Origin of the sequence: Hafnia sp. CBA7124 (genome assembly GCF_002355555.1) — a bacterium.
In the GTDB taxonomy this organism is placed as follows: Bacteria; Pseudomonadota; Gammaproteobacteria; order Enterobacterales; family Enterobacteriaceae; genus Hafnia; species Hafnia alvei.
Genome location: NZ_AP017469.1, coordinates 1,847,877 through 1,860,482 on the forward strand (window position 1 = coordinate 1,847,877; position 12,606 = coordinate 1,860,482).

The 12,606-nt window shown below is 44.7% G+C and carries 14 protein-coding genes; all 14 read left to right on the forward strand.

Annotated elements, in window-relative coordinates:
- Window positions 1-148: 148 nt before the first annotated feature.
- The 14 genes from CPY98_RS08440 to tadF all read left to right on the forward strand — a co-directional run bounded on the left by CPY98_RS08440 (window position 149) and on the right by tadF (window position 12,303).
- Window positions 149-1,462, forward strand: coding sequence for a serine hydrolase (locus tag CPY98_RS08440; protein WP_096387304.1), 1,314 nt, complete (start codon window positions 149-151; stop codon window positions 1,460-1,462).
- A gap of 610 nt (window positions 1,463-2,072) precedes the next feature.
- Entirely contained in the window at window positions 2,073-2,663 is a 591-nt protein-coding gene (locus CPY98_RS08445) for a transcriptional regulator (RefSeq protein ID WP_096387306.1), read from the forward strand.
- A 173-nt stretch (window positions 2,664-2,836) separates the two neighbouring features.
- A complete protein-coding gene (locus CPY98_RS08450; protein ID WP_025801724.1) occupies window positions 2,837-3,073 on the forward strand; it encodes a Flp family type IVb pilin in 237 nt (78 codons plus the stop codon).
- An 84-nt stretch (window positions 3,074-3,157) separates the two neighbouring features.
- On the forward strand, window positions 3,158-3,664 hold the full coding sequence (locus CPY98_RS08455) for a prepilin peptidase (protein ID WP_226929952.1): 507 nt from the start codon (window positions 3,158-3,160) through the stop codon (window positions 3,662-3,664).
- 19 nt (window positions 3,665-3,683) lie between these two features.
- Complete coding sequence (locus CPY98_RS08460; protein WP_096387310.1) at window positions 3,684-4,505, forward strand: pilus assembly protein CpaB; 822 nt, start codon at window positions 3,684-3,686, stop codon at window positions 4,503-4,505.
- A gap of 83 nt (window positions 4,506-4,588) precedes the next feature.
- Complete coding sequence (locus CPY98_RS08465) at window positions 4,589-5,911, forward strand: type II and III secretion system protein family protein (RefSeq protein ID WP_369828318.1); 1,323 nt, start codon at window positions 4,589-4,591, stop codon at window positions 5,909-5,911.
- Window positions 5,908-6,402: a hypothetical protein gene (locus tag CPY98_RS08470; RefSeq protein ID WP_172863839.1), complete on the forward strand. Its 495-nt coding sequence runs from the start codon at window positions 5,908-5,910 to the stop codon at window positions 6,400-6,402. Before CPY98_RS08465 ends, CPY98_RS08470 begins: the two co-directional genes overlap by 4 nt.
- 12 nt (window positions 6,403-6,414) lie before the next feature.
- Window positions 6,415-7,542, forward strand: coding sequence for a tight adherance operon protein (locus CPY98_RS08475; RefSeq protein ID WP_043492864.1), 1,128 nt, complete (start codon window positions 6,415-6,417; stop codon window positions 7,540-7,542).
- Entirely contained in the window at window positions 7,543-8,823 is a 1,281-nt protein-coding gene (locus CPY98_RS08480) for a CpaF family protein (protein WP_025801730.1), read from the forward strand.
- 3 nt (window positions 8,824-8,826) lie between these two features.
- Window positions 8,827-9,699 carry a type II secretion system F family protein gene (locus CPY98_RS08485; RefSeq protein ID WP_043492866.1) on the forward strand — a complete coding sequence of 291 codons (873 nt, stop codon included), beginning with the start codon at window positions 8,827-8,829 and terminating at the stop codon, window positions 9,697-9,699.
- Entirely contained in the window at window positions 9,699-10,538 is an 840-nt protein-coding gene (locus CPY98_RS08490; protein WP_096387313.1) for a type II secretion system F family protein, read from the forward strand. Before CPY98_RS08485 ends, CPY98_RS08490 begins: the two co-directional genes overlap by 1 nt.
- Entirely contained in the window at window positions 10,525-11,262 is a 738-nt protein-coding gene (locus CPY98_RS08495; protein WP_025801733.1) for a lipopolysaccharide assembly protein LapB, read from the forward strand. The genes CPY98_RS08490 and CPY98_RS08495 overlap by 14 nt, the downstream gene beginning before the upstream one ends.
- Complete coding sequence (locus tag CPY98_RS08500) at window positions 11,262-11,753, forward strand: TadE/TadG family type IV pilus assembly protein (RefSeq protein ID WP_096387316.1); 492 nt, start codon at window positions 11,262-11,264, stop codon at window positions 11,751-11,753. The genes CPY98_RS08495 and CPY98_RS08500 overlap by 1 nt, the downstream gene beginning before the upstream one ends.
- Window positions 11,716-12,303 (forward strand): tight adherence pilus pseudopilin TadF, encoded by a 588-nt coding sequence (gene tadF / locus CPY98_RS08505; RefSeq protein ID WP_043492871.1) that lies wholly within the window; start codon window positions 11,716-11,718, stop codon window positions 12,301-12,303. The genes CPY98_RS08500 and tadF overlap by 38 nt, the downstream gene beginning before the upstream one ends.
- Window positions 12,304-12,606 lie beyond the last annotated feature (303 nt).

Below are 12,606 nucleotides of genomic sequence, written 5' to 3' on the forward strand. Positions count from 1 at the left end.
AAAATCTCACTCTATTCCTTTCCAAACCTCATCGAATTCAAATACGTTTTTGTGTGGGGTTTCCCCTCACTATCCGCCTCGGTACATTCCTGAACTCGTCATAAAGTGGTCTTACAAACAAGACCATGACCGAAACTAAGGGAACACCATGACGAAAATTAAAACCGGTATTTGCCTGCTGGCACTATGTTTGGGAGCTGCGCTACAGGTGAATGCTGCGCCAGCGGCTAACGACTGCCATAGCTTGAAACTCGCGGTTTGCCCTGCACCGACAGACACACAGCTCCCCGATGTTAAAAACATGCTGACGTGGGATCAACACCAGCGGGTCGTCGGATTTCGTAACGACTACCGCTCCTATGAAGGTGACGTTTTCAAAGCCGGAAAAGCGATGCCCATACCGCGTGCGGCTCAGGATTTATCCGGTGTCACTTATCAATATCACGGCGTGAACATTGCGCTGAAAGATTACCTCAAGCGCAACAGCGTTACGGGCATGATGGTGATTAAAGATGGCAAAATAGTGTGGGATTATTACGGTCAGGGGAATACGCCGACCACGCTGTGGACATCGCGCTCGGTGGGGAAATCCGTGGTATCAACGCTGGTGGGAGTAGCGCTGAAAGAAGGAAAAATCACCTCGTTAGACGATGAGGTGGTTAAATACAATCCTGATGTACGCGGTACGGCGTGGGAACATGTTACGATCCGCCAGCTGTTACAGCACACTTCGGGCGTTACCTGGGGCGAGGATTACACCAATCCTAAATCTGACTTTGCGCAACTCACCCAGTGTGAAGCCAACAGTGACACTTACCATTGCGTCAATAAATTGGTGAAAGATCCACAGCGTAAAGCTTACGCCAAACCGGGACAGGCATGGTCATACTCGTCTGGTGGGGCATGGCTGCTGGGCGATACGCTAGAAAAGGCGACCGGAAAATCGCTGGCACAGAACCTTCAGGACAAAATATGGCAGCCCGATGGAATGGTCCACGACGGTGTCTGGCACAGTTATCAAGTGGGCAAGCACGATGTTGGCGCGCATGGATTCAACGCCACGCTGGAAGATTGGGGTAAGTTTGGCCTGTTTATCATGAACGACGGCGTTCTGCCTGACGGAACTAAAATGTTACCCGATCATTGGGTTGCGGATGCGCGAGCATGGAATCGAGCAGAGAAATCGGTGACCGCAGCTCATCCTGATGGCAGCTACGGTTACGAGTGGTGGAATAATAGCGTACCAGCGAATGCCGTTAACGTAGGGCCGAAACATGGGTTGGAAAGCCAAGATACCCTGTGGGCCTTGGGCATTTTTGGTCAGATGATCGTTGTGAATCAAAAAGAGAAGCTGGTTATCGTGCAGTGGTCTACATGGCCACAGGCGGAACCGTCCTTCAGTGCACAGCCACTTGAGGCTTCGCTGATGTTTAATGCTATCGCGAATCATTTAGCCAAATAGTCAAACACATGTTTAGATGTTTAAACCACGCCTCGGCGTGGTTTTTTTATACTTATAACCCTTTGTATTTGAGCCGTGGGAGTGGGCTAGAGACGCGGAGTAAGGGCTTCAGAACGTCGCTAAACCTCGCAGGCAGATATCAATAACTCTCAGTAAATAATTATAAATCTCGCAAAGTTCAGTATTTTCTTATTAATAAGTTTTTTCTAAGCGTATAGGTTATGCCTGATGGTAAAACAATCCCTCTGAAATTAATAACTCTATTTAAATTCCTAAGAAATATTATTATTTATAATGGTTATATTTTTTATCAACATGAGGTTATTTATGGTTATTTTAAAACAGTACTAATGATTAATCTTTCTTTTGTATTTCTCGCGATCTGACATCCTTTAAAAAAAGGCGTAACGGTATAATATCCGCTATATTATTCTTAATTTTTATGAATGAGATCAAATGAGGTATATAGGGTTTATTCGATTATTTCTCTCTTGTATAATTCAATCTTAAATAGGCTATTCGATAAGATAGATGAGGATAATGAGATTCTATTTTTAACTGCGAAGGCTAATAATAGTGAAGATTGAAGTCACACTGGAGCTTACGGCTAATGAATGATGTAAGTAAGGATGACACGATATTCATCCTTGGGGATGGCATTCGGTTTGAGCCTGAAAAGCGCTGTCTGATTAACGACTTTGGAACAGTGATTAACCTGCCAGAAAATAGCTATCGATTCTTACTTCTTTTATTAGAAGGGGAGACCGATAAACAAAATATTATCAATCAGGTATGGCATGAGCAGCGCGGTTCAGTGAGTGACAGTAGCTACTATGGCCAAATCTATATGTTGAGAAAGTCATTTGATCAGATTGGACTTTCAAGCGCATTTATAAAAACGATACCCAGAAAAGGGGTCAAGTATATGGGGAATGTGCTGCGTGAGAAAAAATATCTACCCGATAGTGGCCAAGAGGATAAAGTGCCAGCACTCTCTTTGGCGACAACGGTTGGAATGAATGAAGAGCTAGCGTCTCCCTTAGAGGCCATGGGATATGCTCACCACAAGGAGCCATCGAATAACGGAAAAGAGTGGTATCACTCACGTCGCTGGAATGTATTTATCTCGATATTATCGTTGCTAGCGGTGTGCTGGATATCAACACTTGTTGTGGTAGTCATTCTATTTTTTGCTAAATAATTCTCAGCGTTGTTTATCAATCATAAATTATAAAAACAAATATGACCTCAATAAGGACTCCTGAGGCGCAATAGATTCTAATGGCTCCGTCGTTACCTATGGGGCATCGGCAACAACAAGATGGTTATTAACACGCCACCGAAATGGCGGATTTAAATTTACAAGGAATATCGATGAACACTTTTTTAACTAAATGTTATGTGGCTGCTCATGTTCGTTTTCATGAGTTTGGTAAAGATCAACGCGGCGTGACTGCGATTGAATATGCATTAATCGGCGTCGCTATGGCGACTCTGTTGGCATTTATTCTTGGTGATCAGAACTCCGGCTTCTTGGGCGCATTGAAAGAAACGTTTGATAAAATTGCTGAAGCAATCAAAAGCGTTACTATCAGCAAGACTACGCCGTAACGGAATACACTACCGTAACGCGATAACAATAAGTTAGAACGTATTTATTGTAAGGCTCTCTGTTTAGCAGCAAGAACATCATGGATGATTTTCTTGCTGCATTTTGTTGTGCATTTTTCTAATAACCGAAGTGGAATAGGTGTGGAAATAGACATGGTGTGGTTAATCAAAGCTAATTTTATTGTCACCTGCATGATTTTGATTTTTATTATGTGGCAGGACATTTTTTTTAGAAGGATCACACACACGAGTCTTGTATTACTCGCCATATCGCTATTGTCATTGATTCTTTTACAATCACATCTGCCAAATATTTTGTTTGGTCTTATCGCCTTAGTGGGAGGATTTACCCTTTTTGTCGCCCGTCTATGGGGTGGCGGTGATGCCAAGCTAGTAACCGTATTAGCGCTCTCTTTTCAAAGCAACGCATTTTATGATTTCTTGTTTTTAACTGCGTTTATTGGCGGCATTGTCGCTATCGGCGGTCTTATTTTTTTTCGTAATAATTTACTAAGTCACGGCGTGCCATACGGTGTCGCTATCTCTTTGGCATTTATCCTTATTTACCCCGTGGCGTCTTTTTATTATTAATCCTGCTTAGGACATCTTAATGAACCATCGCATGCTTTTTTTTCTTTCAATAATCGTTATTGCAGTCGGCATCGCCGGCATTTTTGTGCAAAAGAAAACGCCAGAGGTTACTGAGGTAAAGCCTGTGCCTCAAGCAAGCCATACCATCATGGTTGCGGAAGCGATAAGGGAACTAAAACCTTATGACATCTTAAATCGTGATGATTACAAAATAACGTCGATTGAGATCTCCAAAGAAAGCAAAGATCGCCGTGATATTTCCTCATTAGATAACGGAGATCTTCAGGGATACTTAATTAGGCATAATATTTCAAAAGGCAGCATTATTTTACCTGAAATGGTGGAATCACCAACGAGTCCAACCTTCTCAGCTCATTCACTGAGAAGCAATGAGACGCCATACAGCTATAAAATTAAACCAGAGGATGAATATCTACTTTCCTCTCTTTCCATTGGGAATGAAGTTTCACTCTACATCCGATTAGTTGAGGTGGATAAAAGTAAAAAAAATAATGTCGGTCTGGTAACGGAAGGCAGTAATAGCCCTGACAAAAATATGAAGCGCTATGCGATTAGTCGCGTAATGGGGCCTATCTCTATCGTAGATATTAAAAAGGCGCCTAAAGCAGTGACTAAGAGTTATAGCGGTGATGATTCGGTGGGAACGGTGGTATTGAGATTAGACGCGCAGCAGTTGGCCGAACTCAAAGTCGTAGAAAAAGCTGGTGAAATCTTATTATTCCCGTTCGATCAGTATGAGGACGAGAACAACCAAAAAATAAGAATGGATGAAGTATTGCCCCAATTTAATTCCGTTAAAGAGTTGAGAGGTGGAGAGTGAGTTTTTGTTTAGCGAAGCAGCAAGGTCAGCGTCAAAAAATAGGGCGAGTCCGAGCCAATATCGGCGCGTTATGGCTACTGGGTATGACGGGATTATTTCTCTCTTATTATGTGCATGCTCAAGAAGTCTACATGGAAGCCGGGGAGTCACAGGTTATTCAGGTTGATGGAAATATTGACACTATTTTTATCTCTGCTCCCAAAGTAGCCGACTATGAAATTATTGGCGAGCGTGGCGTCATGGTTTATGCCAAAAGCGACGGCCAAACCGATCTCATTGCTTTTGACAAAAATGGTGACCAGCTCATTAAAACTACGCTGGTGGTTGATCCCGTTTTAAGCGCGGTGCAAAAAAAGGTGGGGCAGTTGGTGCCGGATAGCCAAATTTCGATTCAGAAAGTGGGTAAAACCTACATTCTAAGCGGAACCGTGCCCACAGAAGAAGACCGCGACCGTGTTTATCAAATTGTGGGTGAAGGCGTGGGCGCTAAACGCACGGCGAATAAAAAAGATGTGCCAAGCATGAGCGGTGGCAGCGGTGGTGGAGGTGAAAGCAACAATGCCTGGCTTGATGAGGTGGTGTATCAGGAAGTGATCAACAAGTTGAAGCTGCCGATCACAAATCAGGTCAACGTAAAGCTTTCGGTCGTTGAGGTGACCAAGACATTCAGCGACAACGTGGGCATTGATTGGGGAACCATCAGCGGCACCGGCGGCAATATTACGCCCGGCACGTTTCGCTTTGTGAAATTCAACGCCGACACGCTGAGCTCGCTGGTGCATGCCATCAGCAACGACTCGGTGGCTCGCGTGCTGGCTGAGCCGAATCTTTCCGTATTGTCGGGTGAGTCCGCTGAGTTTCTGGTCGGAGGCGAGGTTCCAGTGGTCACCAGCTCTGCCAATGGTTCCAATGTCCAATACAAGGATTTTGGTATCAAGCTGAACGTGGGCGCTAAAGTCAGCAGCAGCAAGCGCATCCGTGTAACGCTGGGGGAAGAGGTTAGCAACGTGGATAGCACTTACAGCACCAACGCCGGTGACTCGTTTCCTGCATTCCAAACGCGTCGTGCAAAAACCACCGTTGAGCTTGCCGACGGAGAAAGTTTCCTACTCGGCGGCCTTATTAGCAACAACGAGCGCGAAGATTTATCTCGCTTACCATTTATTGGGGATGTGCCGATTCTCGGGGCGCTGTTTAGAAATGCCAAAACCGAGCGTACGCGCGGCGAGCTGGTGGTGGTAGCCACTGTTAATCTCGTTAAACCCGTCACCATGCGCGATATCGTTTTGCCTGATTTTCAACGTACCTCAACGCTGGCTCGTTTTATGAATTTCGAGGGGATTAGCAATCTACGCGATCGAAAACTGGCTGAAGGATTTGTGGAGCAGGGAGGATTTATTAAATGAGGATCTCACATCTATTTCATGGCGTGCTTTTATTCATAACGCTGGCATCGTTTTCCGGTTGGGCTAGCCAATTAGAAAAGCACGGCTCACCACAAATAACCGAACAGATCATCGCACTGACTGCAAGCGATCAAATTTCTAAAGAAATTGCGATTGGGAAAATTTTTAATCAGGCCAGCGGTGGGTTTAACGGCTATATCCGCCTTGAATGGTTTGATGATGATTTTTCGGCTACGGCTAAGCAGGTGAGGCAAGACCTGATTGCCAAAGGCATCACGCCGGAGAGGATCACTTTATCCTATCAGGGCGGCGGCTATCGCACTCAAGAAACCTCGGGGATTCAGGTTCATATTCAAAAAATCATTCTGCGTTTACCCGAGTGTCGCTATATGACACAGAATTATAAGTTTGATCTTTATGACGATACGGGATGTGCCATTAACAACAATCTCGCTTCCTCATTGGTTAGCCCATACAAATATTATTTCTGAGGAAGAGCAAAAATGCTGTTATTCCCACAAAAGGACGATGCTAAATCAGCGCAAAATGAGAAGGCATTTTATGTTTTATCCTCGCGCAAGGTCATTAATGAAGAACTAAGCCAATTACTACGATTAGCCGGTTTTAATCAGGTCACCAGCGTCCTGCAAGATTTGGATTCGAGCCATAATCTTGCTATTTCTGAAAAAGACTATGGCATCGTTATTGATATAGGCCGCCAAGAATATATCGATAATATTGTGCCCGCTATTTTAGCCATGGTGCCGCGAGGCGTATGGTGCTGCGTAGTCGGTGACAGCGATTCAATCATGCTGGCACAAGCCTTCTTGCGTGATGGCATCCAATATTTCAATTTGAACTCTCAGCGTGAGCTTTTTGTTCAGTCGGCTATTTCGAGCACCAATCTGAAATCAACGCGCTGGGCGGTAAGCATTAGTATATTGGGCTGTAAAGGTGGGGTTGGAAATAGCTCTATTGCCTACCAGACCATCAGCAATATTGTGCAGGCCAAAGAAATGCCGTCGCTCTTTGTTCAGGGCGCGACCGGTTCGCGCGACCTTGATTTGCTTACCGGCAAAAAAATGGTGCAAGAAATTGTGGCTGGGCAAAAGAATCTTGATCTTATGAGCAGCAGTAGCTCGCTCTACCCCGATCTCTCGTTAGATGGCTTCCAAAAATATAACTTTGTGCTGTTTGAAGAGGCTATTAATACCGCCAACAAAGAGACGCTACGCCAGTTGGTTGAAAGCTCATCCTGTTTGGTTTTAGTTATGGATCGCTCAATGGCGTCAGTGCGGGTTGCGCGCGGCATGATTGAAGTGGTTGAGTCGCTTAATCGCTCTCAGCTCGCACCGCGTAGGCTATTTATATGCCTCAACGACAGCCGCCCATTCAGTATGAATATGCTGAGTATTGAAGATCTGCAATCGCTATTAGGGCGACCGTTGGATGTGGTATTTCCCTATAACAAACAAAAAGACGGTATCACGCGTTTCGTTGGGCTAAATCGAAAAATTGCGCCTATCGACCAGCTCACTCGCTTAATTCTCGGCGGGGCACCTATCCATAAGGGATCGCTCATCAATCGCTTGATGAAGAATGGGCGTTTGAAAAAAAATCAGGTGGCGTAAATGGATATCAGCGTTGAAATTCAAGAAGCGCTACGCGATGGCGTATTACAAAATATCGAAATTAACACGATTGAAGCATTAGTTGACGACCGTATTCAGCTATTAGCTGAAATGAATCGTGTATTAGAACGCGTGGCTGAACAGCAAAATATCTATTTAAATTCCCAAAACCAAAATAGTTTTGCTGAAATGATGGCGGATGAAATCTTAGGGTACGGCCCATTAAGACCTTTGCTTGAAGATGAAACCGTCAGTGATATTTTGGTTAATGGGCCGGAGAATATTTATATTGAGCGAGCCGGTAAGTTGGAGCTCACAAAATGCCGTTTTATTAATAATAATCAATTAACAGATATCGCCAAGCGTCTGGTGCAAAAAGTGGGCCGCCGTCTTGATGAAGGACGGCCGCTGGTGGATGCCAGATTACATGACGGTAGCCGTTTAAACGTCGCGATCCCGCCCATTGCGTTAGATGGAACTTCTATCTCCATCCGTAAGTTTGGTAAAAGCAATATTGAACTGTCAGACCTTATCCGCATGAATGCGATGAGCGGACAGATGGCTAATTTCCTGATCATTGCGGCGCGGTGTCGGGTCAATATTATCATTTCTGGCGGGACGGGCTCGGGGAAAACTACGCTGCTCAATGCACTGTCAAAGTATATCGATCCCAGCGAACGCATTATTACTATGGAAGATGCGGCAGAGCTACGCATGATGCAGCCGCATGTTTTAAGAATGGAAACGCGCTTGGCGGGTGTGGAAAACACCGGCCAAATTACCATGCGAGCATTACTGATTAACTCACTCCGAATGCGTCCTGACCGCATTATTGTTGGGGAGTGCCGTGGCGAAGAATCGTTTGAAATGCTTCAGGCTATGAATACCGGGCATGATGGGTCTATGTCAACGCTACATGCGAATAATCCTCGAGACGCAATTTCGCGTTTGGAAAATATGGTGATGATGGCAGGAATGAATATTCCTATGGAGTCAATTCGTCGAAATATTGTCTCGGCCATTAACATCGTTATTCAAGTATCGAGATTAAATGATGGTAGCCGAAAAGTAATGAACATTAGTGAGGTTATGGGGATTGAAGGCGATCGCGTAATTCTGCAGGATATTTTTACTTTTCAAAGCCAATCTGACCGTGATGAAAATGGAAAAATTAAAGGCGAGTTTATCAATCATGGCCTGTTAATGCGTTCAACGGTGATGCGCAATGCGGTGATGTTCAACGTGAGTGATGACCTAAAGCATATATTTGGTATGGAGTGAGAAATGTCGTTTCTGATTCTATTTATAGGTTTGGCGGTGTTTAGCCTTAATTTTTACAACTGGCGAAAGCTGACCAAGATAGCCTCTAAAAGTACGTTTAATCCCAGACAATCCCTTGTCTTTGGCTATATCAAAAATACGTGGCAAGAGTGGAAGCTCTATGCGCTGGGAGATTACAGCCTGAAAGGCATGAAGGGCGGCATCATAGCTGTTTCGCTACTGTTGGTATTGCTGTTTCTGAATGCTAATTGGCTGCAGTTTGACGTGGCCTTTTTTCTACCCGTGGCGCTAATTGTAATGTTTATTGCACAGCTGCGGATCGGACGCAGCCTGCATCGACGCTATTTCGAAGATCGTTTTCCTGAAGTGCTATCGGTGGTGAATGCGGCGGTATCGGCGGGAAATAGTATTCATCAGGCGCTGCACCGCTGTGGTGAAGGCATTGATGGCGACTTAGGCGCAACGTTTCATCGTATTGATCGGCGTTTAAATCTTGGAGAAGAACCCGAGCGTGTTTTTAATGATGCGTGGCAAAACTATCGCTATCGGGAGTTTTATTTCTTCGTGGTGGTGATGCTGGTGAGCCTGCAACACGGTGGGCAACTACGCACCTTAATTGGCCGATTATCTCGGATCGTGAATAACAGTAAAAATATGGCGCGGCGTAAATCAGCCATGACCTCAGAGGCCAGAACGTCGGCCAAAATAGTGGCATCTATTCCGTTGCTATTTTTCTGTGGCATGAAGTATTTCAGCCCGCAAAACTTTGATTTCGTGGTTCACGATCCCGTTGGTCGCCTGATCCTTTATTACGTCATTGCCAGTGAAGCCATTGGCATGATCATTATCTGGATCTTATTAAGAAGGGCGCTCTGATGACGATGTTTTATTTAACGATGCTACTTCTCGGTATTTTGCTGGTGCTGATGGCTATACGCCAGCAGCAGCACTGGAAGAAACAGCGAGACATCATTGAGCCAAAAAAAGAGGGCAAACAGCAGAATCAGTTTTCTACTATCGACTATCGTGCATTGATTATTAGTAACAGCCCTTGGCTGACATTTCTCAATGAATTAGAGAAAAGCCTTCCCCTCAAAGCGCGTATTTGTGGCGCAATTGGCGGCGTATTGCTGGTTCTTACGGTTATCGGTGTGCTTTCTATCAGCATGAAAGCCTTAGCCATGATTATGTTGTTCGTATTCATGATTGTTTTAGTGCTACCGGCCATGATGCTGAATCCGGCGATTAATACGCGTATCAAGCTAATGATGGATGCGCTGCCCTATTTTGTTGATTTGATCGCCGTTTGTGTTCAAGCAGGGATGACGGTGGAGAGTTCGGTGAAATTTATTGCCGAACGCTCGGATGATTTGGACAAAAATTTGGCTGATTTAATGTCGCATCTCGTCAGGCGAGCCGAGGTGAGCGGTTTAGAGGAGGGACTCATGGATCTTTACCGCTCAATGGACATGACTGAGATGCGTATGTTTTGTGCCACGTTGCAACAAAGTGTCCATTACGGAACCTCGTTGTATGAAAACCTGATGGAACTCTCTAAAGACATTCGTGATATGCAGCTGCTGAGCTCGGAAGAAAAAATAGGCAAGCTGTCAGCCAAGATGAGCGTACCTCTTATTCTTTTTATTATGTTCCCGATTACTATTTTAATTGCCGCACCAGGTATTCTAAGGATTATGCAAAATGCACATTTCTAAAAAAATCACGATGGGACTTCTGTGTGTCGCCTTATTAAGTGGATGTGTGCAACGAGCACCGACTTCTACCCGTGATATGAATTATCAAGAGGATATTTTACTTAAGGCAAAAAACTATAACGGCCTGATTAATCTTTATCGCAGTTCGCTGAAGAAAAAAGAAGATCCTGCCGCACGTCTAAAACTCGCCCGTTATTACTACCAGTCTGGCGATTACAAATCGTCGATCTATTTTATGCAGCCGCTATTTAAAACGCCGGACTTAAATGTTTATACCTTACAGGCTCAGAATATGATCGCCTTAGGCGATTACCCTCAGGCTATTCGCGTGACCGAAAAGATGTTACAGCGTGAGCCGCAGAGTGCAGAAGCTTATAACCTCAAAGGAATCGCACTGGCACAGTCAGGAAAGCTAACGGAAGGCCTCGCCGCTATTGAGAAATCACGTAGCTTATTCATTGCGGATGATGTTGCTATCAACAATATGGCGATGGTGGCCATATTAGACCACCGTTATCAGGATGCGGTGAGTTTGCTGCTGCCACAGTATTTACGCGGACGTAAGCAGTCTCAACTTCTGCATAATCTGGTTTTATCTTTGGTTAAGGTCGGCGATCGTCGTTATGCCAGAGATATTATTCAAAATGAGAGCTTATCAGAAAAAGGCGATGAATTAATTGATGCGTTGGCCATGATTAATCCCGCAGAAAAAGGATTAGGATAATGAAACGATGTAGACATTTTGTCAGAGATAATAAAGGCGTTGCCTCCATTGAGTTTTCTTTAACGGTCATATTGTTTATTGCCTTAGTGCTGTTTGTCGCCGAGATTGCGAGAATGGCCTATATCTCTTCCGTCATTGATTTGGCGGTTTCCGAAGCCGCGAAAGAATCTAAGAATGCATCAGCCTCCGATAATGGCGGCTATGACAGCCGCTTTCAGGCGCGGATCACACAACAAGGTGGCGCGATATGGGGATTTCTGACACGCCCTGATGCTGTGACCATGGATATTACCTATGCCGACTCAATTACCGACATGATTAATACCGGTGGCAGCGCAGGAAATTCTCGTTACAAGCCATTAGCACGTTATCACTTGGAATATAAATATACGCCAATGTTTTTCCCATTCCCCGGATTTTGGGTCAATAACTTATTAAATAGGGAGGTGATCTTTGTTCAAGAATATGAACGTTCCAAATTTATGGACTGATAAACGCGCTGCGGTTTCCGTCGAATTTGTTCTGATTTCCATTGCGCTGATCTTTTTTATTTTCTTTCTCACCGATCTGGTTGTCCGTCAGGCAACGGTCGGAAAATTAGACCGCGTATCGTATTCGGTTGCCGGTATTTTACGTGAAAGGATCCAACTGTTTGACGCGAGAGAAACGCTGAATCAGCAGGATGTGGATTCAGCTGCTGATTTGGCCAAGAAAATACTCACGGATATGAATAGCACCATCGATCTTTCTCAAATGAGTTTGCACGTTGAGGAGATGCATTTTGAAGACCCAATTCGTCTGGGTGATGATAGAAAGCAGATCAAACTGTATAAATCGTGGGACAGCGGCAGTGCTGGGCAATGTTTGCCACCGCAGCCGCTCAACCAACTTCAGCAGCTCACACCGCGCGGCAGTTATGGACGCTGGGTTCCGCTGTATCAGGTGACCGTATGTTTGCCGACCTTCAGCTGGTTCACGCGGTTAACGTCGACGGAAGAAACACCGATGATGTCTTCATTCGCCATCGTGATGCTGCGATAAATGAAGCGATACGGACTTTTATTTAGCTTGCTGCTGCTATTTCTTCCTGTTCACGCGGCAAAAAATCAGGCAGTTATTTTTATTGATTCATCCAAGGTAAATCAGCAGGCGTTAATTGGTGAAATAAACCAAATGCTTTTTTACAGCCCAACGCTGAGAGCCAAAATCAGTATTAATGTTTTTGATATAAACCCTGATGGGCCCGAGTTTATCGGTGAGATTAAATATATCCATGACCGAACTGGACGTGCTGTCGCGCAATATCGTCCGGGGCCGCTGCCTTTTTTAATTTGCCAAACGGGA